We start from the raw sequence: 22427 nt of genomic DNA, 5'->3' as shown, positions 1-22427 counted from the left end.
TGATGCTCTATTTCGCGCATGCGAACTGACGTGGGTTTTGCCGCGCAGGCATGCCAGCAGATATCACAGGGGAACGGCATGACCAGGAAGTCATCTATCATTCTGCCAAACAAGACGATCTCGCGCCGCAGCGCGTTGAAGGGAATTGCAGCCGCCGGATCGCTCGCGGCCGCGCCCGGCTTCGTCCGCTATGCGCAGGCTCAAAGCTCGGCGCCCATCAAGATCGGATTTCAGGCGCACAAAACCGGCATCGGCGCAGCCTATGGCCGCTGGTACGAGCGCACCACTGCCGCCGCAGTGAAGGCGATCAACGATGCGGGCGGCATTGGCGGGCGTCCGATCGAGATCATCACCGAGGATGACGGCACCGATCCCAAGCGCGGCGCGGAAGTCGTCGCCAAGCTCGCCAACCAGCATCAGTGCGACCTCGTCTACGGCACGCTGTTCAGCCATGTCGTCGTGGCATCCGCGCCGGTCGCGGGCGAACTCAAGATTCCCTATTTCGTGGTCAGTGAGGGCTATCACGTCGCGTCCGGGAAGATGAATCGCTATTGCTTCCAGCCGGGCATCACCGATGTGCGCTCGCAGGTTACATCCATGGCGCCGTGGGTGGCCGGAAATCTCGGCAAGAAGGTCACGATGATCTATCCGGACTACGCGTTCGGCTATGACCACCGCGATTATTTCACCCCGGCCATCAAGGCGGCGGGCGGCGAGGTCGTCGCGCAGATTCCGATTCCGCCGACCGAAAGCAGCTTTACCAAATACTTCCCGCAGATCCCGGCCGAAACCGAGGTCCTCTACCATGTCATGGTCGGGCCGGCGGTGTTGACCTTCGTGAAGGAACTGGGCGAGTTCTACGGCTCCAACAAGCCGCAGCTTTTCGGCTTCATCGACTCGCTGGAGGCTGTGGACATCAACAGTCCCGGCCTCGAATTCCTCGACGGCACCCATTTCTGGGAAGGCAGCCCGCGCTATACCCAGCCGAACGATTCCGAGGGCATGAAAGCCTATCGCGCTGCCGTGGGCATCGATGACAACGGGGCCGCCGTGGGCGATCCCAAGGACGTGTCAACCGCCGCCCACATGTTCGGCTGCTGGGAAACGCTCTATGTCATCAAGCAGGCGATGGAGGCCGCAGGCTACCAGGGTCCCGCTGATCGCGCCAAGCTGATCGAGGCCACCGAAGCGATCCAGGGCTTCGAAGAAGGGCCGGAACATCCGCAGGGCGACAAGATCTTCGACGGCAAGCTTCACCAGGTGTACGGCCACCAGAACATCTCGAAGGTGCAGGACGGCAAGCTCGCCGTGGTGCACCGCACCGAGATCAAGGACGGCATGTATGAGGCCGAGGGCGACTACACCCAGCAGGCGCTGTAGTGGGTTGCGCATGGCATGCGACCGGCCCGCGCCCGACCAGAGCGGGCCGGTGAGAAATGGCGTTCGGCCCGCATTTCCTGCTCGCCGCGCTTGAGGGCCTCGTAACGGCTGCGGTGCTGGCGCTCACTGCGCTTGGCCTGTCGCTGGTTTTCGGCGTGATGCGCGTCGTCAATGTCGCGCATGGCGAGTTTTTCATGCTGGGCGCGGTCATCGCCTGGGCCGTGGCGTCCATGGTCACGGGAAATCCGGCGCTGGGGTTTGTCGCGGCGCTTGTCGTCAGCCCGCTCGTCGTCGGCGCGGTCGCCTTCCTGTCGGAGCGGCTGGTCCTGCGGCGGCTGGAATACAATCCCGAAGCCACGATCGTCGCCACGATCGGCCTCCTCTACATTATCCAGCAGGCCACGCTCACCTTCTACGGGCCCGAAGCGCGGCCCGTCGAAGCACCGTTCACCTATCGCATCCAGTTTCCGTGGTTCGGCTATTCGGGCTACAAGCTGTTTGTCATCGCGGCGTCCATTGTCCTGCTGGTCGCGGTATGGCTTCTGCTGACGCGGACGCGCATCGGCCTTGTCATGCGCGCAACGCAGATCGACCGCGAAATGGCGCGCGCCTTCGCCATTCCCGTCGAGCGCGTCTATGCGGGCGTGTTCGCGCTGGGAGCCATGCTGGCAGCCCTTGCCGCCGTGCTGATCGTGCCCATCCAGCAGGCGCACTACCTGATGGGCCTCGACCCGCTGCTGCTGTCCTTCATCGTCGTCATCATAGGCGGGCTCGGCTCGCTGCGCGGCACGGTGGTGGCAGCCCTCATCATTGGCCTGTCCGACGGCATCATATCGATGTTCTTTTCGCCCACCCTTGCGAAGATGATCGCGACCGCTGCCGTCGCGCTGGTGCTCGTCTTCCGTCCCCAGGGGCTGTTCGGGACGGCGGCTGAATGAGCGTCACCGGAAGGCAGATTGCACTGCATGTCGCGGTGATCCTGCTGCTTGCAGGCCTCGACCATGTGCTGCCTGTCTATCACCAGGGCGTGTTCGCGCGCATCATGGTGCTGGCCGTCTTTGCCATGGGCTACAATCTCCTGTTCGGCTATACGGGCCTTCTCAGCCTTGGCCATGCGATGTTTTTCGCGGCAGGCATGTATGGCGCGAGCCTCACCGTCTATCATCTTGGCTGGACCCTGCCTGTGGCCTTCGCCACGGGCATCGGCTGCGCTGCCCTGCTGTCGCTGCTGATCGGCCTGCTGGCGCTCAGGACCACGGGCGTCGCCTTCATGATCGTCACCATGATGTTCGCGCAGGTGTTCTTTCTCGCGAGCTTCTATTTCAGTCGATGGACGCGCGGCGACGAAGGCATCGTCCTGCCGCAACAGACCCGGCAGATCGACATTGCCGGGTTCCATCTCGATCTTTCCGACCCGGCAAACCGCTACTATGCAGCGCTTTGCCTCTTCGCGCTTGTGCTCCTGCTCACGTTCATCGTCGTGCGCTCCCGCTTTGGGCGCGTCCTCGTCGCCATTCGGGAGAATGAGGAGCGCACCCGCATGCTCGGCTACAATGTCTTCGCAAACAAGCTGTCGGCGGTTGTCATTTCCGGCGCTTTTTCGGGCGCTGCGGGCGCTGCCTATGCGCTCCTGTTCGGCTATGCGGGCTCCACCTTCGCCTCGGTGCAATATTCCATCCTGCCGCTGCTCTGGGTGCTGCTCGGCGGCGCGTCCACGACGCTCGGACCGCTCATCGGCACGGTGCTGATGTACTATCTCGTCGATTTTTCGAGTGACGTCTTGGCACGTGTGCTGCCCGGCTGGAACTTCTCCTACCTGGGCGTTGTGGGCATTGCGTTGATCGTGCTTGTCCTGTTCTTTCCAAAGGGCATTCTGGGCACCATCCGGGCGCGCTGGGCGAGGTGGCTGCCATGAAGCCGCTGCTGATCGCACGCAACCTCTCGCGGCATTTCGGCGGCCTGAAGGCGGTGGACATGGTGGATTTCGCCATGGACCCCGGCGAGGTGCGCGCCGTGATCGGCCCAAACGGGGCAGGCAAGACCACGCTTGTCAGCCTCCTGTCCGGGCGCATTGAACCCAGCACCGGAGTCATCGGCTTCAACGGCGAGGACATCACCCATGTGCCCGCCCATCGCCGGGTGCGGCTCGGCATCGCCTATACGTTCCAGATCACCAGCATTTTTCCGAATCTGCCGGTCTATGACAACGTCGCGCTGGCGGCGCAACGCACATTGACCGACGGGCGCTCGCGCAAGGCGCTGGACGCGAGCGTGCTGGACGCGATGCATCGCGTGGGTCTTACCGAGCGTGCATCGACGCCCGCATCCGCATTGTCCTACGGACATCAGCGCCTTCTGGAAATCGCGATGGGACTGGCGCTGCACCCCCGACTGCTCATCCTCGACGAACCCACGCAGGGACTCTCCGACGGCGAGATCAAGGACTTCATCAAGCTCGTGCGCGACATTCGCAAGGAGACCACGGTGCTGCTGATCGAGCACAACATGGATGTCGTCATGAAGCTGGCGGACCGGATCACCGTGATGGACAACGGGCGCATTCTCGCGGAGGGCGCGCCGCGCTCGATCCGGGCGAATGCGAAGGTTCAGCAGGCCTATCTGGGGACTGCCGATGGCTGATCTCCTGACGCTGTCCGGCCTCGACTGCTTCTATGACGAAACGCAGGTGCTGTTCGGCTTCGACCTGACCCTGCAGAAAGGCGAGGTGCATTGCCTGTTCGGGCGCAACGGCGCGGGAAAGACCACGGCGCTCAAGGCGATCATGGGACTGGTGCCTGCCCGCAGCGGTTCGATCATGCTCGGAGAGGTGAACCTTGCAAAGCTTGCCCCCGAAGAGGTGCCGAAGGCGGGAGTCGCCTATGTGCCGCAAGGCCGCCGCCTTTTCGGCGAACTCACCGTGTCGGAAAACATCGAGATCGGGCTGATGGCGCGCGGCAAGGGCAGGGACACGCGCGACAGGGTGCTGGACCTGTTTCCGCTTCTGCGCGAGCGGCTAAAGCAGCGCTCGTCGACGCTCTCCGGCGGCGAGCAGCAGATGCTGGCCATGGCGCGGGCGCTATGCCTCGAACCGGATGTGCTTCTGCTGGACGAACCGACCGAGGGGCTTATGCCCTCTATGATCGCAAAGATCCGCGAAACCGTATCGGCGCTCGGCAGTCGCGGTGTCTCGACGCTTCTGGTGGAGCAGCGTGTCGATGCCGTGCTACCGGTGGCCAACCGTGTCACCTTCATCGAGAACGGCCGCAATGTCGAAACCATGCCGGTCGAGGCGCTGCGCTCTGATCCGGACATTGCAAAGAAATATGTCGGCGTGAGTTAAATCGTCACTACGATCTAGGGCGCTTTTTCGGTCGCCAGCTTGATGCCGAGCGCGATGAACACGACGCCGCTGGTGCGGTCGATCCATTTCGCGGCGCGGGCAAAGGCTGCGCGCATGCGCGGCGTGGTCATGAAATAGCTGACGCCCACAAACCACAGGATCAGGCAAGAGGCCATCACAAGCCCGTAGCCGAATTTGACGGTGGCGGGCGTGTGGACGCTGACGACGCTGGCGAACACCGACAGAAAGAAAAAAATCGGCTTCGGATTGAGCGCATTGGCCGCAAAGCCCAGACCGAAGGCACGCAAGCCCGATTGCGCCGATTTCCGCTTTTCGATTGTCTCCGGCGAGGCAATGTCCGTGCCGCGTGCGCTGAGCGCCTTGATGCCGATATAGACGAGATAGGCAACGCCGCACCATTTCACGACGTTGAACAACAGCAGCGATCTGGAGATGATCAGGCCGAGCCCGATGATCGTGTAGCTGATGTGGAAAAGGAGCGACACTCCGATTCCGAAGGAGGTGATGATCGCGGCCTTGCGCCCATGCGTCAGCGACTGGCGGATCACCATTGCCAGATCGGCACCCGGCGAAACGATAGCAAAGGCAAATATCGCCATGAGCGTGGCGAGTTCGCTGACATAGGGATGCATGAATGGCCTCGAAACTGGAATGCATGATCCCTATCCGGCGACAGGCAAGAGCGCAATATGGGCGCTGAGTCTTTTGGTTGATCCCGGCTAAACCGTTTTAGATATTAACCTATTTGGAATAGCGGTTGCCGAGGAATGGTTTTTTCCCTATGCCGCCAGTCACAATGATTTCCATCGGAGGATAAGAAGTGGCCCGTATCACGCTTAGGCAGTTGCTCGACCACGCAGCCGAACATGGCTACGGCGTGCCCGCCTTCAATATCAACAACATGGAACAGGCGCTCGCGATCATGGAAGCCGCCGACGCCGTGGACGCGCCGGTGATCCTGCAGGCGTCGCGCGGCGCGCGCGCCTATGCCAACGACATCATGCTGAAGCACATGATGGATGCGCTGACCGAAATCTATCCTCACATTCCTGTCTGCGTACATCTCGACCATGGCAATGAGCCGGGAACCTGCATGACCGCCATTCAGGCGGGCTTTACCTCCGTGATGATGGACGGCTCGCTCAAGGCCGACGGCAAGACGCCGGGCGACTGGGAATACAATGTCGGCGTGACCAAGACGGTCAGCGACATGGCGCATCTTGGCGGCATTTCCGTCGAGGGTGAACTGGGGGTTCTCGGCAGCCTCGAAACCGGGATGGGCGACAAGGAGGACGGCCACGGCGCCGAAGGCCAGCTCAGCCACGACCAGTTGCTCACCGACCCCGATGAGGCGGTCAAGTTCGTCAAGGAAACGAAGGTGGACGCGCTTGCCATCGCCATGGGAACCTCGCACGGCGCCTACAAGTTCAGCCGCAAGCCGGACGGCAAGGTGCTGGCGATGAACGTCATCGAGGAAATTCACCGCAAGCTGCCGACCACGCACCTCGTGATGCATGGTTCGTCCTCCGTGCCGGAGGAGCTTCAGGAAGTCATCAACAAGTTTGGCGGCAAGATGAAGCCGACCTGGGGCGTGCCGGTGGAGGAAATCCAGCGCGGCATCAAGCACGGCGTGCGCAAGATCAACATCGATACGGACAACCGCATGGCGCTGACCGGGGCGATCCGCAAGGTTCTGACGGAGGACCCGAGCGAATTCGACCCGCGCAAATATCTCAAGCCCGCAATGGCGGCGATGACCAAGCTGTGCAAGCAGCGCCTTGAAGAGTTCGGTACCGCAGGCAATGCCGGCAAGATCAGACCGCTGCCGCTTGCGGAAATGGCGAGGCGCTACAAGGACGGAAGTCTCGATCCGAAGATCGGCTGAGCGCTGCCCTGCTTTTTTTAATGGCTGCCTGAAAAGGCGAGCAGGACCACACCGGCGGCCACGATGATCGCTGACACGATCCGGCCCCGCCACGGACGTTCGCCGAACAGGACGACGCCGATCAGCGCCGCAATGATTACGCTCGATTCCCGAACTGCGGAGACCGCGCCGATGGGAGCGATGGTCTTGGCATAGAGGACGACACCGTAGGCCGTGACCGATACAATTCCTCCTACGAGGCCGATGCAATAGGTGCGCGCGTCGAACTTGATGCCGTTGCGCTTTCGCCGCGCCAGCACGGCGATAACGACCGGCGATTCCAGCAGGAAGAGCCATCCCATATAGCCGGTCGGATCGTTCGACCACCGCACGCCGATGCCGTCCGCGACCGAATAGGCAGCGATGGTCAGGCCGAGCAATCCGGCGGCGACCAGCGCGCGCCGGTCTGCATGCGCAGCGCCTCTCTGCAAGGCAAGAACGCCAATGCCCGCGCTTATCGCTGCCAGCCCCGCAAGGGCAAGTGGGCTGAGGCTTTCCCCAATCAGCAGGAAGGTGCCCAACGCCACCAATGCAGGAGCCATTCCGCGTGAGATCGGATAGACTTGGCTCAGGTCGCCGAGCCGGTATGCCTGAAACATCAGGACATAGTAGAAATAGTGAAGCAGCGTGGATATGGCGATCGACGGCCAACTCGCGGGTGCCGGCGGACCCGACAGGGCAATGAGGACTATTCCCGCCAAGGCGTGCATGGTGGCGATCGCGGCAATCGTCAGCGCCCTGTCCGTCGCCGCCTTGACCACAGCATTCCAGCTTGCGTGAAGCACCGCCGCTGAAAGGACCAGAGTGAGTGCGAAAGCGGACATTGGAACCAATGGGGTGAAGAGAGCGAGCTTAGACCCGACAGAGGTGCCGGACTCTCTTCACTTCCAGCTTGCGCAAATCACGTCAAGGGAAACCGATCCATTTGCCGGCGTAATATTCGTTGCGCCATGTGTCGCGTGCGGCATGGCGGAACGATCGATCGGTTGAGCTGAAATCAGTCCCGGACGGAGGCCACCGTCGAGGTCTGGCCCTTGCGGATTGCAACCCAGCGACCGGTGTTCTGCTCGGACTGGCGCTTCAGGTAAAGATAACCCGTGTCGCTCCATTCGCGAACTTCATCGCTCAGATTGTCCAGAATATAGTCACCATCGTCGGTGCGCACGGTGAGCACCGCGTGACCCTCGCCATCCGGCTTGCGGACGACCGTGATGAGCAGATTGGCCATGGACAGCCCGGCCTTGCGCAGCCTGCGCTGTTTTTCAAGGACATAGTCCTCGCAATCGCCGACGCCGCTGACGGGCAGCGCCCAGACCTCTTCCCGGCCATATACATCATTATCGCTTTTCGGCTCGACGCTCGAATTCACAACCAGATTGATGTAGCGGATTTTGCTCAGAAGCGCGGCGTTCATGTGCTCCGGCCGCGTATCGCGCGTACGGATGGCACAAGCACTGGGATTCGACCTGCAATATTCGTAGTGGCCAATCGGCTGCGAAGTCAGACCGCCCACTACCATCGCCGATCCGGCGGACGCCTCAAAGGTACCGAGGCAGAGGACCGCAAATACGCTGATCGAGCGCAATGCAGCCCACACGATCGAAAACGATTGATCGACCCGTCCCATTCTGCCCCTCTGCTTTGTTAACAAAAGGTTAAAGGCGAACAGGGCGAAAAGTCAATGCGCTATGGTTACTAATATATGAACATGGTTACTGCGATGGCGCCCCACAAGCGGTAGACGCAAAAAAATGGCGGCAAAGGCATGGCCCTTGCCGCTTCGCGCCGCGTGTTTACGGCTTCCGGACGTCCTAGCTTGTGGCGGAACGAACCAGTTTCGGCCTGGGCGCGTTCTGGCGCAGTTTTCCGTGGCTGTTCATGAAATCCACGATGCGCGGGACGATCTCCGAACGGAAGCGGGAACCATTGAAAACGCCGTAGTGCCCGACCTTGGGCTGCACATAGTGCGCCTGCCGCGCTTCCGGAATGTTGACGCAAAGGTCGTGCGCCGCCTGCGTCTGGCCGAGACCGGAAATGTCGTCGTTTTCGCCCTCGACGGTGAACAGCCCGACATTGCGTATTGCGGAACAATCGACGAGCGCGCCGCGATGTGTCATCTGGCCCTTGGGAAGCGCATGACGGACGAAAACGGTATCGACGGTTTGCAGGTAGAATTCAGCCGTCAGATCCATCACGGCCATGTACTCGTCATAGAAGTCGCGGTGCTTCTCGGCGTTGTCGCCGTCGTTCTCCACCAGATGCATGAAGAAGTCCTTGTGCGCCAGTATATGGCGATCGAGGTTCATGCTCATGAAGCCGGAAAGCTGGAGAAAGCCGGGATACACATTTCGTCCGACGCCGGGCAGCGGCCACGGAACCTGCATGATGACATTGTCGCGGAACCACGCAATTCCCTTCTTTTCGGCCAGCAGGTTGACGGCGGTGGGATTGCGGCGTGTGTCGATCGGGCCGCCCATGAGCGTCATCGTGGACGGCGCAAAACGGTCACCTCGAGATTCCATGACGGCGGCGGCGGCGAGCACGGGAACTGAAGGCTGGCACACACCGATAACATGGGTGTCCTCGCCCAGTTCATGGAGCATTTCGATTATATAGTCGATGTAGTCATCCAGGTCGAAACGTCCGTCCGTGGCCGGCACCATGCGGGCGTCGATCCAATCGGTGATGTAAACATCCGCATGCGGCAGCATGGCCTCCACCGTGCCGCGCAGCAATGTCGCATAGTGCCCGGACATCGGCGCAACGATCAGCAGTTTTGGATCGGGGCGGCGGTTTTTCGGCAGATCCCGCTCGAAATGGATGAGGTTGCAAAAAGGCTTGGACCAGACGATCTCTTCAACGACGGGAATGGATTTGAAGTCGACCTTGATCGCGTCGATGCCGAAAGCCGGCTTTCCATAACGTCGGGTGGATCGTTCAAAAAGTTCAGCCGATGCTGCGATCATTCGGCCCATCGGAGTGTGAGACCACGGATTGAGCGGATTTGTGTAGAGGATCCGCGTCGCATCGCTCAATGCCCGAAAGGGCTGGAGCGCAGCATAGTTCATCTCGTAGAGCTGATAGAACATATATGTTCGCCTCGACTTTGCCCGTGGTTGTAGACGCCCGCCAGCGAACGCAGTTTCGAAGCTCCACGTTAACAAACAAATGCTGCAACGCAATAGACACTATCGTTGCAAGTTTTTTCTACTTTGGTCCAAAGCCGCGCTCAGCCTTCTACCGCCTCCACAAGCACGATTTCCCCGTCGGCGAACTGATGGCGGATCGATCTAGCGTGCTGGTATTCGGGCGAGTTGTAGCAGTCTCTGGCATCGTCCATCGAGGCGAACTCGATGATGACGTTGCGCGCGCGACCCGGTCCCTCGACCGCCTCCGCCTTGCCGCCTCGTGCCAGAAAGCGGGCGCCATAGCGCTCGAAAGCAGGCTTGGCCGCAGCGACATATCCCTTGTATCCCTCCGGGTCGCGGACATCGACGCGGGCAATCCAATAGGCTTTCGGCATGTCCTCTCCCTCAGGCGCTTTCCATCTCGGCGATGATAGCGCGGGCGGCGGCCCTTCTGTCAACGACGCCGATGATGGGCCGCGCCACGACCAGATGGCTGGCGCCACGCCGCACCGCGTCGGCCGGAGTGACGACACGCTTCTGGTCGCCGTGATCTGCGCCTGTGGGCCTGATACCCGGCGTCACCACCGCGAGGTCCGGCCCGACAATGCGGCGGACAGCTGCCGCCTCGTCGGCGGAGCAGACGACCCCGCCCATTCCGGCCTGAAGCGCTTGTTCGGCGCGCCGCAGGACAAGCGTGTGCGGGTCATATTCATAGCCCGCCGCAATGAGGTCTTCCTCATCCATCGAAGTCAGCACCGTGACGCCCAGCAGGCAGAGGCCGGACCCTCTGGCGGCCTCGACGGCTGCCCGCATCGCCTTGGGATAGGCGTGCAGGGTCAGCATCGTCATGCCCATGCGGACGATGGCCTCCACACCCTTTGCCACCGTATTGTCGATATCGAGCAGCTTGAGGTCGAGAAACACTTTCGCGCCGCTGTTGGCCAGTTCGCGGGCGAAATCCAGGCCGCCCTCGGCATATGCGAGCTGATAGCCGATCTTGTAAAAGCCGACCGTGTCGCCAAGCTCTGTAACGACCGCTTCTGCCTGCTTCACGTCCGGCACGTCGAGGCCGACGATCAACCGTTCGCGCATTGCCTCGACAGCCATGGCGTCTATTCGTCCGCGGGCATGTGCAGGGACGCCGCCTCGATGAGCGCGCGGCAGGTGCGGTTCATGCCGTTGCGCAGTCGCTCGGCCTTGAAATCACCGAACTCGTCGAAAGCCTCGCCCGCATTGGGTACGGAGACCTGTGAGGCGATCACATCCATCTGGATATGCGCCAGCACCTGCCGAAGATGCGAGGCGCTGCGGATTCCGGCGAAATGTCCGTTGGACGATGAGCAGATGCAGCCGATCCTGCCGTCGAACGCGCGGACGCTCTTGCCGTTTTCCTTGACGCGGCTGATCCAGTCGATGGCGTTCTTCAACAGCGGCGGTATCGACCCGTTATATTCGGGGGTGCAGATCATGACGGCGTCATGGGCGACGAACAGTCGCGCGAGCTTTGCCGCGTTTTCGGGCACGCCCTGTTCGGCCTCGAGGTCCTGATTCATGATAGGCAGCGGAAAGTCCCCGAGCGAAATGCGCGTGACCTCCGCGCCTTGCAGCGCCAGCTCCTTCTGTGCAGCGTCCGCGACCTTGCCGCTATAGGCGCCGGTGCGGGTCGATCCCGCGAACAGAAGGATGCGGGGCGCTCGGCTCAATGCTGGCGTCTCCGGCGATAGATCCACAGGCGTGTCGGCGGAATGTTGCGCAGGATGAAGTCGAGATGTTCGACCGTATAGTCGCCCAGTCCGGGCGGTATCGGCGATTTTGGCCCGTAGGTGAGCTGCACGACCGGCCTGCCGGCGGGCAGGCGCTGCAGCAGCCCTTCCAGATAGTGGACGCGCTTCTGCACCGGGAAATTCAACAGGGGAACACCTGAAACCACGGCGTCGAACAATTTCGGGGTACTGCTTCCAAGCGATTTGTCGAGGTCGAATGCATCGCCCTCGATGACGTTCACCTCGGGGAAAATCCGCCGCAGGTGCATGACGAAATCATGCGAATATTCGAGCGTGTAGAGATCGGACGGCTTCACCCCGTGCTTGAGGATGTATTTGGTGATGATGCCCGTTCCGGGACCCACTTCCAGGACCGGCAGCCCGGAAGCCGTATCGATCACCGACGCCATTTTTCGCGCCGTGACCGAGCTTGTCGGCATGATAGCGCCCACTGCTTTCGGCTTGTCGATCCAGCCTTTGAAGAACTTCAACTCGTCATCGAATTTCGCGGCAAGCTTGCGAAGTCCCAGACCAGCCATCAGCAAATCCCCTCGTTCGGAAAGCATCGCGCACCGGCCATCGCGTGCCAACTGGTGATCGGACTATCATCCTGCCCTGCAAACGCAAGGCGAAACATGGTTCGCCCACCGATAATCACATTCCAGCTATTCGCCGAACGATTCGAAGAATTCCTTCATGCGCGAGAAAAAGCCGGCGGATTGCGGCGAGTTTTCCTTGGACGAGATGGAATCGAACTCTTCCAGCAGTTCGCGCTGCCGCTTGGTCAGGCTCTGCGGGGTCTCGACGGCGGTCTGTATGTAGAGGTCGCCCATCTGCGCCTGCCGCAGCACCGGCATGCCCTTGCCCTTGAGGCGGAACTGCTTTCCGTTCTGAGTGCCTTCCGGCACCTTCACGCGGGTCTGGGTGCCATCGAGCGTCGCAACCTCGAATTGGCCGCCAAGCGCGGCGGTGGTCATGGAGATCGGCACGCGGCAATAAAGATCGGCCCCGTCGCGCTGGAAAAACTCGTGCGGCTTGACCGAGAGGAAGATGTAGAGATCGCCGGAAGGTCCGCCGCGCAAGCCCGCCTCGCCTTCATTGGCAAGCCGGATGCGCGTGCCGTCCTCGATTCCCGCCGGTATGTTCACCGAAAGCGAACGCTCCTGAACGATGCGACCCTGGCCGGAGCATTTCGGGCAGGGGTCCTTGATCATCTGGCCGCGCCCCTGGCACTGCGGGCAGGTCCGCTCGATTGAGAAGAAGCCCTGGCTGGCGCGCACCTTTCCATGTCCGCCGCACATCGTGCAGGTCACGGGCTGGGTCCCGGGCTTTGCCCCAGTGCCCGAACAGGTCGTGCAGGAAATGGAGGAGGGGACGCGTATCTGGGCGGTCTTGCCCGCATACGCTTCCTCCAGCGTGATTTCCATGTTGTAGCGCAGGTCGGCGCCGCGCTCGCGACCGCCGCTGGAACGGCGCCGCGCGCCTCCCATCATCTCGCCGAATATGTCTTCGAAAATGTCGGAGAAGCCGCCGGAACCGAAGCCGTTCGCGAAGCCCGCGCCACCGCCCCCATGCTCGAAGGCGGCATGGCCGAAGCGGTCATAGGCCGCGCGCTTCTGCGGGTCTTTCAGGCAGTCATAGGCTTCGCCGATTTCCTTGAACTTGATCTCCGCGGCGTGGTCGCCCGGATTGCGGTCGGGATGGAACTGCATGGCGAGCTTGCGATAGGCCGCCTTCAACTCCTTTTCGTCCGCGCTGCGCGAGACCCCCAATGTCTCGTAGAAATCAGCCTTCATTCTGCCCCGCCCGACCTGTCCGGCATAGCCAAACAATCATGAAAGTCCCTCGCAGGTTACAAAAAGCCCGGCATGCGCCGGGCTTTTCGATCACAACCGCCCTCAGGCAGACTTCTTCTTGTCGTCCTCGTCGATTTCTTCAAAATCGGCGTCGACAACATCGCTGTCCTTGGCCGCATCCGCCTTGGCGTCAGCCTCGGCGGCTTCTGCCTGCGAGGCTTCGTACATGGCCTGGCCGAGCTTCATGGTGGCTTCGGTCAGCGCCTGCGCCTTGGCGTCGATAGCCTCCACGTCATCGCCTTCAGTTGCCGCCTTGAGCGCGGTAATCGCGTCGGCGATCGCGGTGCGATCGGCTTCCGAGACCTTGTCGCCATAGTCCTTGAGCGACTTCTCCGCCGAATGTACCAGCGCCTCGCCCTGGTTGCGGGCCTCGACCAGCGCCTTCCGCTTCTTGTCGGATTCGGCGTTTGCCTCGGCGTCCTTCACCATCTTCTCGATGTCCGCGTCGGACAAGCCGCCGGATGCCTGGATGCGAATCTGCTGCTCCTTGCCGGTGCCCTTGTCCTTGGCCGAGACATTGACGATGCCGTTGGCGTCGATGTCGAACGTCACCTCGATCTGCGGAACGCCGCGCGGTGCGGGCGGGATGCCGACCAGATCGAACTGTCCGAGCATCTTGTTGTCCGCTGCCATCTCGCGCTCGCCCTGGAAGACGCGGATTGTCACGGCGGACTGCGAGTCCTCGGCGGTCGAAAAGACCTGGCTCTTCTTGGTCGGGATCGTGGTGTTGCGCTCGATCAGACGGGTGAACACGCCGCCCAGCGTCTCGATGCCCAGCGAAAGCGGGGTCACGTCGAGCAGCAGCACGTCCTTCACGTCGCCCTGCAGCACGCCGGCCTGGATCGCCGCGCCAAGTGCCACCACCTCATCGGGGTTGACGCCTTTGTGCGGGTCCTTGCCGAAGAACTGCTTCACGATCTCCTGTATCTTCGGCATGCGGGTCATGCCGCCGACCAGAACGACCTCATCGATCTCGCCTGCCTTCAGCCCGGCGTCCTTGAGGGCCGCCTTGCAGGGCTCGATGGTGCGCTGCACTAGATCGTCCACGAGGCTCTCGAACTTGGCGCGCGTGAGCTTCATGGTCAGGTGCTTCGGGCCGGTGGCGTCTGCCGTGATGAAGGGCAGGTTGATTTCGGTCTGCGCCGAAGAAGACAGCTCGATCTTCGCCTTTTCGGCAGCCTCTTTCAGGCGCTGCAAGGCGAGCTTGTCGTTCTTCAGATCGATGCCCTGTTCTTTCTTGAATTCGTCGGCCAAATATTCGACCAGGCGCATGTCGAAGTCTTCACCGCCGAGGAACGTGTCTCCATTGGTGGATTTGACCTCGAACACGCCGTCGCCGATTTCGAGGACGGAAATGTCGAAGGTGCCGCCGCCGAGGTCATAGACCGCGATGGTCTTGCCGTCCTTCTTGTCGAGGCCGTAGGCGAGCGCGGCTGCCGTCGGCTCGTTGATGATGCGCAGAACCTCGAGGCCGGCGATCTTGCCCGCGTCCTTGGTGGCCTGGCGCTGTGCGTCGTTAAAATATGCGGGAACGGTGATGACCGCCTTGTCGACCTTCTCGCCGAGATAGGCTTCCGCCGTTTCCTTCATCTTCTGCAGGATCATCGCCGAAATCTGGCTGGGCGACTGCTTCTTGCCGCCTGCCTCGACCCAAGCGTCGCCATTGTCGCCCTTGACGATCTTGTAGGGGACAAGCTTCTTGTCCTTGTCCGTCACCGGGTCGTCGAAGCGGCGGCCGATCAGGCGCTTGACCGCGAAGATTGTGTTTTCAGGATTGGTGACCGCCTGACGCTTCGCCGGCTGTCCCACGAGGCGCTCGCCGTCGCCCGTGAATGCGACGATGGATGGCGTCGTGCGCGCGCCTTCAGCATTTTCAATGACCTTGGCGTCCTTGCCGTCCATGACGGCGACGCAGGAATTGGTCGTTCCGAGATCGATGCCGATTACTTTTGCCATGTTCTTCTCTCCAATTAGCAGGCTTTCAGGACCCCGAAGGCATTCCGGCGAAAGCCCCTTTCGTCAGGATTTCCTTGCTGCGACCAACCTTTTACGGCAGCCGACACAAAGCTGCGGCGTATATAGGAATAGGTCCATTCGCGCGCAAGCGCCTTGCGCATGTTCCGCGCATCGAAGTTTCGGGCGCATTTTGCCGCAATGGCACGACCTGAATACGGAAACGGCGCCGCTGGTGCGGCGCCGTCAAATGCATGCCCGGCTAAGAGCGTGTCAGTCGTCGAGCAGGCCGGAGCCCTTGCCGCGTTTTGCCGGAGCCGTCGGCTTGTTGCGGTTTGCCATGAAGCGGTCGAACTCTTCCTGGTCCTTCGCGCGGCGAAGCTCGCGTGCGTAGGCATCGAACTCGTCGCGCATCTCGTCGAGCTTGCGGCGCTCTTCGGCCAGCCGCTCAAGCTCTTTCTCGCGCCAGTCGTCGAAGGCGATGTTGCCGGTGGCGGCGGTCGCCTTCCATGAAGATCGGCGGCAGCCGGCGAATACGCCATCCGTCGCGCGGTTCACCTCGCGCTTGAAACCGTCAAGCCGGTCGCCCCAGATGATATAGGCAAGCATGGCCAGCCCAAGAGGCCAGAACACCACGAACCCGATCACCATGAGCGCGATGGTCGCCGGCGTCCAGGCCGGGCGGATCAAAGCAGTCGTCGACATTTTTCCCGTTCCTTCGGTTGCGCAGCGAGCACCGTTGCGCTGCTGATGAAGGACATGGGAAAGCGATTGCCGCCATTCAAGACGGCGCCTTGCGAAACGCAACAGCCTATTGATTCCAATAAGACTTTTTGAAGTGCTCAAGACCGAGCACGAGCAGCCCGCCGACCAGGCCCCAGAACGCCGAGCCTATGCCCAGCACCACGAGGCCCGAAGCGGTCACGGCGAACGCCGTGGTTGCGGCAAAGCGCTCGCGCTCGTCGGCAAGCGCGATTGCCAGCGCATTGGCGAGCGCGGGCATCAGCGCCAGCCCCGCCACCAATGCGATCAATGCCGGCGGCAGGACTGCAAACACGGCCACCAGCGAAGCGCCGAACAGCGCGAAGATTAGATAGAAGAGCGCGTAGAACGGCCCTGTCTTCCAGCGTTCCGCCGGGTCGGGATGCACATCCGGCCCGGTGCAGATCGCAGCCGAAATGGCGGCGAGGTTCGAGGTGGATGCGCCGAACGGTGCGGTGAGCAGCGAGACGAAGCCGGTCACGCCGATCAACGGCCCGGCGGGCGGTTCGTAGCCCGCCGCCTTGAGCACCGCCAATCCCGACAGGTTCTGCGACGCCATCGTAACGAGATAGAGTGGGATCGCGAGGCCGAACACCGCGCCGGCCGTGAAGCTCGGCGCAATCAGCGTCAGGGTCGATAGCTCCGGCGCGGGCAGCGTGCCGATGCGTCCCGAAACGAATGCCGCGGCCCCGCCGCCGATCAGAACCGCCAGTACGGAGAGGGAGGGATTGACCAGCCTGAATATGAAGAAGGCGGCGATCAGCGGCAGGATAAGCCACGGATCAATCGGAATCGTGCGGACCGCGTTGATGGCGAAGGTGACGACGATTCCAGCCAGCATGCCCGATGCGACGGAATGGGGTATGCGCGAGATCAGCCGCGTGAGCGGGCGAAACAGCCCGGTCGCGACCAGCAGCACGGCAGCGACGATGAAGGCGGCGACCGCTTCGTTGATGTTGAACCCGCTGGACGCCGCGATCAGCGCGGCTCCCGGCGTGGACCATGCGGAAATCACCGGCATGCGCGTGCGCCATGATAGCCAGAAGCTTTCCACCGCCATGGCGATGCAAAGCGCCGTCACCCAGCTCGCCGTTTGAAGTTGCGTCGCGCCAACGGCATTGGCGGCAGCAATGATGATGGCCAGCGTGCCGCCAAAGCCGACAATAGCCGCCACGAAGGCGGCGGATGGGATAGACAGGCGCATTCAGGCGATTCGCTCGATCATGGCGTCGACCGCGCCAACGAGCAGTTCGAGGTCTTGCGGTCTGGACAGCCGATGGTCGCCCTCCGGCACGAGCGAAAGCGTCACATCGTCAGCGGGCATCAGGCTGGCAAGCTTCAGCGCATGGGCATAGGGCACGTCGGGATCGGCAACGCCCTGTATAATCTGTACGGGACAATGCGTGTCGATCGGCCCGCCCATCACGAGGTTCCTCGCGCCGTCCTCGATGAGCGCGCGCGTATAGATGTAGGGCTGGTCGGAATATTCCGATGGCGTCTCGAAATAGCCCTTTTCGGCAAGGTCGCGGCGCTGCGCGTCCGTGAGCTTCGGCTCCACCAGTTCGCGCGTGAAGTCGGGCGCCGGCGCAAGCAGGATCAGCGCGCCAAGCCTGTCGCTGTCGTTCGCCTTGCGCAGTTCCTGTGCCATACGCAGCGCGATCCATGCGCCCATGGACGAACCCACCAGTATCTGCGGCCCTTCGCTGAACGCGCTTAGCACGGCAAGGCTTTCAGCCAGCCAGCGTGAGATCGTTCCGTCCTTGAAGTCACCGCCCGATTCGCCGTGGCCCGAATAATCGTGGCGGAGATAAGCGTGACCCTTTTCCCGCGCCCATGCGTCAAGCGTTTCGGCCTTGGTCCCCAGCATGTCGGAGCGATAGCCGCCCAGCCAGACGACACCGGGAGCGATTCCAGACTGCCTGCGGACGGCAATTTCGGCCCCGCCCACGTCGAGGGTTGTGCACGTTTCGCTTGCCATTCCGGTTTTCGGCCTTATCTGAACGAGGGCTGCGTCATGCCACAGGCCATGGTCCTCGAAAAGCCCACCGTTGAATGCATGCTGTAGGCCAGCAAAGCCGTCGAAACCGTGCGTCGGCGCAACGAAGCGCCGGAAAGCAATGAATGGTGCACATTTTCGCGGGCTGTGCTATTGACAGCCGCCGCGCCGCAACCACATTGGCGCGGCTTTTCATCAACGGCTTAAGGAGAAGAAAGCCATTCGCAGACCGTTTAAAGCCGCCGCACCCGTCAAGGACGGCCCCCGCGCAAACCGCGACATACGCGTTCCACAGGTTCAGCTTATCGATGCCGAAGGCCAGAATCGAGGCGTTGTTTCCATAAACGATGCTCTTTTGGCTGCCGAGGAAGCCGGACTCGATCTTGTCGAGATTTCGCCGAACGCCGCGCCGCCGGTCACCAAGATTCTGGATCTGGGCAAGCTGAAATATGCCACCCAGAAAAAGGCCGCCGAGGCGCGCAAACACCAGAAAGTCATCGAGATCAAGGAGATCAAGATGCGCCCCAACATCGACACCCATGACTATGAGGTGAAGATGAAGGCGGTGCGCCGCTTCTTCGAGGAGGGTGACAAGGTCAAGCTGACGCTTCGCTTCCGTGGCCGCGAGATGGCGCATATGGAACTCGGCATGGAGCTTCTGAATCGCGTGCGGGAAGAAACCGCAGCCATAGCGAAGGTCGAAGCAGAGCCGAAACTCGAGGGCCGCCAGATGATGATGGTGCTGGCGCCGAAGTAATTCCGCGGCGTTGGATTCGTTCAGCGCCCGGAAATTTGGATTGAAATCTATGACACTGCCAGCCGACAAGGCGATGACGGAATACCAGCGCCTGCGCCGCATCGTGCTTGCGGCTGTCATTTCCGTGATTGCGATTTTCCTGATATTCGGCAGGTCCAGCCAGCCCGAGGAAATCCACGAGCGTATCGAATGGCTGGGCCAGATGCTGATCCTGATCGGGATCGGGGGGCGGATGTGGTCGACGCTCTATATCGGCGGACGCAAGTCTTCCGAGGTTGTGCAGACCGGGCCATATTCGATAACGCGCAATCCGCTGTATTTCTTTTCCGCGATAGCTGCTGCCGGGGTAGGCGGCCAGATGGGCAGCCTTATCCTGACCGCCGTGTTCGGCATTCTGTGCTGGATCGCTTTCTCTATCGTCATTCGCAAGGAAGAAGGCTTCCTGGAGGCAAAGCTCGGCAAGCCCTATCTGGATTATGCCGCCCGCGTCCCGCGCTTTCTTCCCAATCCGTCTCTCTATCGCGATGAGGAACTGGTCAGTTTCCGTCCAACGCTCCTGCTGAGGACACTCAAGGACGGGCTTGCGTTCTTCTTATCCGTGCCACTTTTTGAGTTGATTGAGACCTTGCAGAACAAGGGCGTCATCCCGGTTCTGTTCCACCTCTGGTAGTCCACTTCCCACTTGCGCGGCAAATTTCTTGCTGATATGGAGCCGCGTCTCAAGAAAAGCCGCCCGGCAGGGCATGCCGTGGCGGTCTTTATGCTTTTCGGACTTTGGTCGGTCCGAAGCAAACAACAAGGCGCATGTCAAATGCGCGCGAGAAAGGAAGCAAAATGCCCAAGATGAAGACCAAGTCCGCTGCGAAGAAGCGGTTCAAGATCACCGGCACCGGCAAGGTTCTGTCCGCCGCCGCCGGAAAGCGCCACGGCATGATCAAGCGCTCCAACAAGTTCATACGCGATGCTCGCGGCACGATGGTGCTGGCCGAGCCGGACGGCAAGAAGGTCATCAAGAACTTCCTGCCGAATGGCGGCGGTATCTGAGCCCGGTCCGAACGAACAGCGCGAATTTAAGGAGATCATGACATGGCACGCGTCAAGAGGGGCGTAACCGCCCACGCAAAGCACAAGAAGGTCCTGAAAGCCGCGAAAGGCTTCTATGGACGTCGAAAGAACACCATCCGCATCGCCAAGCAGGCAGTCGAGAAGTCGCTGCAATATGCATATCGCGACCGCAAGAACCGCAAGCGCAATTTCCGTGCGCTCTGGGTCCAGCGCATCAATGCGGCCGTGCGCGAGCATGGCCTGACCTATGGCCGTTTCATCGACGGGCTGAACAAGGCGGGCATCGAGATCGACCGCAAGGTGCTGTCCGACATGGCGATCCATGAGCCGCAGGCATTCGCGGCGCTTGTCGCCCAGGCGAAGACGGCGCTTGAATACCTCAAGAACACCACGCCGAATGCTTTTGAAAGCGCTGTGGCCTGATCCAGCGCTTCCCAAGCTTCTGCACCACTGATTTTTGGGAGACCCGCGCTGGCTTCGCCGGCGCGGGTTTTTTTGACGATATGACACCTACCAAGCCTCGGAGCGACATCGATCGGCTCAGCCCGCAAGGGCTGGAGCAGATCCTGCGCCTGCTGGTCGCGGGGCAGGGCAGGCGGGTCAGTTCGGCGGTGGTGGATGGCCGCACGGTGTGGATCAAGCGCATGGGTGCGCAAGGTCGTCCATTTTTCAAGCAACTCCACGCGTTGGTCTCCCCGCTGATCCCCTGGCCGATGCTGCGCTCTTCGAAAATCATTGGGTCGCAGGACATGGCGCTGCGCGAGGAGCGCAAGAATGCCGCATTCGCGGCAGCCGGATTTCCTGCTGTGCAACTGCTGTTCCGGCAGGGCGGCAATCTCGTGCTGAGCAGCGCCAGCGGTATCGTTCAGGACGAACTGGACTTGCTCAAGGATACCGACGCGTCCGCGCATGACGATCTGCTCGTCGATTGCGCCGAGGCGCTTGGCAAGGCGCACGGCGCGGGTCTCTGTCACGGACGCCCGCATCCACGCGACATGATCCTTGAAAACGGCCGCATCGGCTTTCTCGATTTCGAGGAAGCGCCTGAAGAAACCATACCGCTGGTCGATGCGCAGGCGCGCGACCTGTGGCTGCTGTTTCTCCAGATTTGCGGCCAGTCGCTGTCGGATGCCACGCCGCAGCGGGCGCTGGACGCCTATCGTGCCGATTCGCCGCCGGACGTCCTGCCGCGCCTTGCTTCCATGCGCGGGCCGGTCGGTTTCCTCCTGCCGTTCCTTCGCCTTCTGCACCATGTCGGGCTCGGGGCGGACGGCAGGCGGCTTCTCAAGGCGAGCGAGTTTCTCTATCCAGCGCTTGCGCACACTCCAGACCAAAGCGTACCCGGCCCGCTGCCGGGACAAAAACCGAAGGCCAAGCAATGACCGATATCAGCCGTATCGAAACCGATGTCCTGGACGCCATTGCCGCGGCGCCGGACGAGCAGGCAATCGAGGCCGTGCGCGTTGCGGTCCTCGGCAAGAAGGGGTCCGTCTCGGAACTGCTCAAGACGCTTGGCGGCATGTCGCCCGAGGAACGGCAGGTTCAAGGCCCGGCCATCAACGGGTTGAAGAACCGCGTGACCGAGGCGCTTGCGGCACGCAAAGGCAAGCTGAGGCACGCCGCAATCAGCGCGCGCCTTGCGGCTGAGCGGGTGGATGTCACCTTGCCGGTTCGCGAGTCGCCCTCCGAGCGCGGCCGCATTCATCCGATCAGCCAGGTGGTCGACGAGATCACCGCGATTTTCGGCGATATGGGGTTCGCCGTCGCCGAAGGTCCGGACATCGAGACGGATTACTACAACTTCACGGCGCTGAATTTCCCGGACGGTCATCCGGCGCGCGAGATGCATGACACCTTCTTCTTCAATCCTGACGAAAAGGGCGAACGCAAGCTCCTGCGCACGCACACCTCGCCCGTCCAGATACGTACGATGGAGGCGCAGAAGCCGCCGATCCGCATCGTCATCCCGGGCAAGACCTACCGCATGGATTCCGATGCCACGCACACGCCGATGTTCCACCAGCTCGAAGGGCTGGTGATCGACAGGACGGCCAACGTTGCCAATATGCGCTGGGTGCTGGAAGAGTTCTGCAAGGCGTTCTTCGAGGTGCCGAGCCTGAAAATGCGCTTTCGCCCGAGCTTCTTTCCGTTCACCGAGCCGAGCCTTGAAGTGGACATCCAGTGCGACCGCTCGCGCCCCGGCGAAATCCGGTTCGGCGAGGGCAATGACTGGCTGGAAATCCTCGGCTGCGGGATGGTGCATCCGAACGTGCTGCGCGCCGGCGGCCTCGATCCCGACGAATATCAGGGCTTCGCCTGGGGCATGGGCATCGATCGCATCGCCATGCTGAAATACGGCATGCCGGACCTGCGCGCCTTCTTTGACGCTGATGTGCGCTGGTTGTCGCATTACGGCTTCCGCCCGCTCGACATGCCAACTCTCTTCGCTGGCCTCAGCGCCTGATCCAACAGCCGAAACACG

25 protein-coding genes are annotated in these 22427 nt (G+C 61.6%); 12 read left to right on the top strand and 13 right to left on the bottom strand.

Annotation, left to right across the window (positions count from 1 at the left end; translation table 11 throughout):
* Positions 1-78: 78 nt before the first annotated feature.
* From M9924_05445 to M9924_05425, 5 genes are read left to right on the top strand one after another with little or no spacing between them, the layout of a single operon-like run.
* A complete protein-coding gene (locus M9924_05445; protein MCO5063846.1) occupies positions 79-1380 on the top strand; it encodes an ABC transporter substrate-binding protein in 1302 nt (433 codons plus the stop codon).
* A gap of 56 nt (positions 1381-1436) precedes the next feature.
* Positions 1437-2318: a branched-chain amino acid ABC transporter permease gene (locus M9924_05440; GenBank protein MCO5063845.1), complete on the top strand. Its 882-nt coding sequence runs from the start codon at positions 1437-1439 to the stop codon at positions 2316-2318.
* Complete coding sequence (locus M9924_05435; protein ID MCO5063844.1) at positions 2315-3295, top strand: branched-chain amino acid ABC transporter permease; 981 nt, start codon at positions 2315-2317, stop codon at positions 3293-3295. The genes M9924_05440 and M9924_05435 overlap by 4 nt, the downstream gene beginning before the upstream one ends.
* Complete coding sequence (locus M9924_05430; GenBank protein MCO5063843.1) at positions 3292-4020, top strand: ABC transporter ATP-binding protein; 729 nt, start codon at positions 3292-3294, stop codon at positions 4018-4020. The genes M9924_05435 and M9924_05430 overlap by 4 nt, the downstream gene beginning before the upstream one ends.
* On the top strand, positions 4013-4720 hold the full coding sequence (locus M9924_05425) for an ABC transporter ATP-binding protein (GenBank protein ID MCO5063842.1): 708 nt from the start codon (positions 4013-4015) through the stop codon (positions 4718-4720). The genes M9924_05430 and M9924_05425 overlap by 8 nt, the downstream gene beginning before the upstream one ends.
* Before the next feature lie 14 nt (positions 4721-4734).
* On the opposite strand, the gene M9924_05420 is transcribed toward M9924_05425, so the two are convergent.
* A complete protein-coding gene (locus M9924_05420) occupies positions 4735-5373 on the bottom strand; it encodes a LysE family translocator (GenBank protein MCO5063841.1) in 639 nt (212 codons plus the stop codon).
* A 188-nt stretch (positions 5374-5561) separates the two neighbouring features.
* Between M9924_05420 and fba the strand changes: the two genes are divergently transcribed.
* Positions 5562-6626: a fructose-bisphosphate aldolase class II gene (fba, locus tag M9924_05415; protein ID MCO5063840.1), complete on the top strand. Its 1065-nt coding sequence runs from the start codon at positions 5562-5564 to the stop codon at positions 6624-6626.
* Positions 6627-6643: 17 nt separating this feature from the next.
* On the opposite strand, the gene M9924_05410 is transcribed toward fba, so the two are convergent.
* The 12 genes from M9924_05410 to M9924_05355 form a co-directional block, all read right to left on the bottom strand.
* The gene (locus M9924_05410; protein MCO5063839.1) at positions 6644-7489 is read right to left on the bottom strand and encodes an EamA family transporter; all 846 of its coding nucleotides are present in this window, start codon (positions 7487-7489) and stop codon (positions 6644-6646) included.
* 173 nt (positions 7490-7662) lie between these two features.
* Positions 7663-8292: a transglutaminase-like cysteine peptidase gene (locus M9924_05405; protein MCO5063838.1), complete on the bottom strand. Its 630-nt coding sequence runs from the start codon at positions 8290-8292 to the stop codon at positions 7663-7665.
* Positions 8293-8476: 184 nt separating this feature from the next.
* The gene (locus tag M9924_05400) at positions 8477-9754 is read right to left on the bottom strand and encodes a polyhydroxyalkanoate depolymerase (GenBank protein ID MCO5063837.1); all 1278 of its coding nucleotides are present in this window, start codon (positions 9752-9754) and stop codon (positions 8477-8479) included.
* 140 nt (positions 9755-9894) lie between these two features.
* Positions 9895-10188, bottom strand: coding sequence for a DUF1330 domain-containing protein (locus M9924_05395; protein ID MCO5063836.1), 294 nt, complete (start codon positions 10186-10188; stop codon positions 9895-9897).
* A gap of 10 nt (positions 10189-10198) precedes the next feature.
* Entirely contained in the window at positions 10199-10900 is a 702-nt protein-coding gene (gene pyrF, locus M9924_05390; protein ID MCO5063835.1) for an orotidine-5'-phosphate decarboxylase, read from the bottom strand.
* A 5-nt stretch (positions 10901-10905) separates the two neighbouring features.
* A complete protein-coding gene (locus tag M9924_05385) occupies positions 10906-11496 on the bottom strand; it encodes an NAD(P)H-dependent oxidoreductase (protein ID MCO5063834.1) in 591 nt (196 codons plus the stop codon).
* Positions 11493-12098 carry a class I SAM-dependent methyltransferase gene (locus tag M9924_05380; GenBank protein ID MCO5063833.1) on the bottom strand — a complete coding sequence of 202 codons (606 nt, stop codon included), beginning with the start codon at positions 12096-12098 and terminating at the stop codon, positions 11493-11495. The genes M9924_05385 and M9924_05380 overlap by 4 nt, the downstream gene beginning before the upstream one ends.
* Before the next feature lie 123 nt (positions 12099-12221).
* Positions 12222-13352, bottom strand: a complete 1131-nt coding sequence (gene dnaJ, locus M9924_05375) for a molecular chaperone DnaJ (protein ID MCO5063832.1) — start codon at positions 13350-13352, stop codon at positions 12222-12224.
* Positions 13353-13454: 102 nt separating this feature from the next.
* Complete coding sequence (dnaK, locus tag M9924_05370; GenBank protein ID MCO5063831.1) at positions 13455-15368, bottom strand: molecular chaperone DnaK; 1914 nt, start codon at positions 15366-15368, stop codon at positions 13455-13457.
* Between the two features lie 270 nt (positions 15369-15638).
* A complete protein-coding gene (locus tag M9924_05365) occupies positions 15639-16070 on the bottom strand; it encodes a DUF2852 domain-containing protein (protein ID MCO5063830.1) in 432 nt (143 codons plus the stop codon).
* A gap of 106 nt (positions 16071-16176) precedes the next feature.
* A complete protein-coding gene (locus M9924_05360) occupies positions 16177-17331 on the bottom strand; it encodes a benzoate/H(+) symporter BenE family transporter (GenBank protein MCO5063829.1) in 1155 nt (384 codons plus the stop codon).
* Positions 17332-18105 carry an alpha/beta hydrolase gene (locus M9924_05355; GenBank protein MCO5063828.1) on the bottom strand — a complete coding sequence of 258 codons (774 nt, stop codon included), beginning with the start codon at positions 18103-18105 and terminating at the stop codon, positions 17332-17334. It lies immediately after the preceding gene.
* A gap of 238 nt (positions 18106-18343) precedes the next feature.
* On the opposite strand from M9924_05355, the gene infC reads away from it, so the two are divergent.
* From infC to pheS, 6 genes are all read left to right on the top strand, one after another.
* A complete protein-coding gene (gene infC, locus M9924_05350) occupies positions 18344-18880 on the top strand; it encodes a translation initiation factor IF-3 (GenBank protein MCO5063827.1) in 537 nt (178 codons plus the stop codon).
* A gap of 49 nt (positions 18881-18929) precedes the next feature.
* Complete coding sequence (locus tag M9924_05345) at positions 18930-19550, top strand: isoprenylcysteine carboxylmethyltransferase family protein (GenBank protein ID MCO5063826.1); 621 nt, start codon at positions 18930-18932, stop codon at positions 19548-19550.
* 164 nt (positions 19551-19714) lie between these two features.
* Positions 19715-19924 carry a 50S ribosomal protein L35 gene (rpmI, locus tag M9924_05340; GenBank protein ID MCO5063825.1) on the top strand — a complete coding sequence of 70 codons (210 nt, stop codon included), beginning with the start codon at positions 19715-19717 and terminating at the stop codon, positions 19922-19924.
* A gap of 42 nt (positions 19925-19966) precedes the next feature.
* Positions 19967-20368 carry a 50S ribosomal protein L20 gene (gene rplT / locus M9924_05335; GenBank protein MCO5063824.1) on the top strand — a complete coding sequence of 134 codons (402 nt, stop codon included), beginning with the start codon at positions 19967-19969 and terminating at the stop codon, positions 20366-20368.
* Positions 20369-20448: 80 nt separating this feature from the next.
* Positions 20449-21327, top strand: coding sequence for a serine/threonine protein phosphatase (locus tag M9924_05330; protein ID MCO5063823.1), 879 nt, complete (start codon positions 20449-20451; stop codon positions 21325-21327).
* Complete coding sequence (pheS, locus tag M9924_05325) at positions 21324-22409, top strand: phenylalanine--tRNA ligase subunit alpha (protein MCO5063822.1); 1086 nt, start codon at positions 21324-21326, stop codon at positions 22407-22409. Before M9924_05330 ends, pheS begins: the two co-directional genes overlap by 4 nt.
* Positions 22410-22427 lie beyond the last annotated feature (18 nt).

It is taken from the genome of Rhizobiaceae bacterium (assembly GCA_023953835.1).
GTDB lineage: Bacteria > Pseudomonadota > Alphaproteobacteria > Rhizobiales > Rhizobiaceae > Mesorhizobium_G.
Note: the sequence above shows the minus strand (reverse complement) of the source record. Positions and strands in the feature narration are given on the sequence as shown.